Below are 815 nucleotides of genomic sequence, written 5' to 3'. Positions count from 1 at the left end.
AAAGCTTCGCATTATCCAGTAACTCCTTTTGTATATCTTCTTTAGTACGCTGAGCAATTTTTCCTCCCTCTGTTAAACAATAACTTTTTTGCCAATTAAAATTCTTTGGCGCTTCATACCAATTTTCACCCTCTGGTTTATTTTCAAGCGTTGTTGTTTCTACTTGTTTGTTATTTTCAAAACGTATGTAAATGCTCACAGTTTTTCTCCCTATTTGATTTACTGCCAAATCTCATGTGTGCTAGATAACCCAGGACATTGCCACGCTCTTAGTGTTCTCTCCACATCTACTTCAAGTCCTGTAGTTAGAACATTGCTACGTATGTTTAAATCCCCCACTGAATAAATTGACCATAGTTGTGTACATAATTTGATGCAAGCATACCTTGACTAACTTGTGTTCTGGAATACAGGTAAGATGATGTGTAAAGTAATATTGCAACTGTTTTTCCTGCTGGAATCTCCACATTACCAGATCCAGCTAATTTGCTATCAGAACTCGTGTATTGGTAAACATTTTTCCATATTATTCTTGAAATTCTTGATTTATTAGAATTGGTATTATCTGGTGTTCCCACAAATAATCCTGCACCTCCATACTCCGTACTCGAATACGATGATCCAACAAATTCTATTGCTTTATTTATGTTCACATTGGTTGTATTTTTTACAAATACTACTCCAAGTGCAGCATATGGGTAATAGTATATCTCATCATAACTACCCGAAAAGCTTTTTGTGCATAACTCTCCGTAAATAAATGTTCCCTTGCTTCCCTCTATAAAACTTAGTTGTCTTGGCCGATAAAAACTAAC

At 35.3% G+C, this 815-nt stretch carries 2 pseudogenes; both read right to left on the bottom strand.

The window, feature by feature from the left end:
• Positions 1-199: pseudogene (locus tag Wcon_RS09710) on the bottom strand (hypothetical protein); the annotation flags it as partial.
• Positions 200-219: 20 nt separating this feature from the next.
• Positions 220-815: pseudogene (locus Wcon_RS09705) on the bottom strand (hypothetical protein); the annotation flags it as partial.

The sequence above is a fragment of the Wolbachia endosymbiont of Cylisticus convexus genome (assembly GCF_003344345.1).
The sequence above is the reverse complement of the archived record's forward strand: the minus strand, read 5'-3'. Positions and strand labels throughout refer to the sequence as shown.